The sequence below is a fragment of the Roseateles sp. P5_E11 genome (genome assembly GCF_054049355.1).
The window spans coordinates 1-701 of sequence record NZ_JBFUMO010001152.1 but is presented as its reverse complement, the minus strand read 5'-3'; the positions used below and the strand labels follow the sequence as shown (position 1 = coordinate 701).

Annotated in this window: 1 protein-coding gene and 1 pseudogene; both read left to right on the top strand. The window is 66.0% G+C overall.

The features are described from left to right. Positions 1 to 62 precede the first annotated feature (62 nt). A pseudogene (locus tag ACXJKR_RS34030) lies at positions 63 to 506 on the top strand (cache domain-containing protein); the annotation flags it as partial. Continuing rightward, on the top strand, positions 434 to 701 hold a 268-nt coding region (locus ACXJKR_RS34025; protein ID WP_457326619.1), incomplete at its 3' end, for a cache domain-containing protein. The pseudogene ACXJKR_RS34030 and the gene ACXJKR_RS34025, both read left to right, overlap by 73 nt.

Below are 701 nucleotides of genomic sequence, written 5' to 3'. Positions count from 1 at the left end.
AGCTCGAGTCGCTCAGAGTTTCCCGCCGCCTGGCCCTGCAGACCTTCGGCGCTGTTCTTGGCGTGCTGCTGGTTGCGGCCATCCTGCTGTTCTCGGAGCGGGAATTGATCCTGAACGAGCGCCAGCAGGCGGTGCGCCAGGCGGTCGAGGCGGCGCATGGCGTCGTCTCGCATTTCCACGCCCAGGTTGCGACAGGCAAGCTGTCCGACGAGGACGCCAAGAAGTCGGCCCTCGCCGCCCTGCGGGGACTGCGCTACAGCGGCAACGAGTACTTCTGGGTCAACGACATGAGCCCGATCATGGTCATGCATCCCATGAAGCCGGAGCTGGAGGGCAAGACGCTGAACAACAGCAAGGACCCGACCGGCAAGCCGCTCTTCGTCGCGATGGTCGACATCGTCAAGGCCAGCGGCGCAGGCTTCCTGCCCTATATGTGGCCCAAGCCGGGCAGCGAGCAGCCCGTGCCCAAGGTGTCCTACGTCAAGGGCTTCACGCCCTGGAGCTGGATCATCGGCTCGGGCGTCTATGTGGACAYGGTCGACGCGGCCATCTGGCAGCGCGTCTGGAAGGTGGGCCTGGGGGGCCCAAGGTGTCCTACGTCAAGGGCTTCACGCCCTGGAGCTGGATCATCGGCTCGGGCGTCTATGTGGACACGGTCGACGCGGCCATCTGGCAGCGCGTCTGGAAGGTGGGCCTGGGGG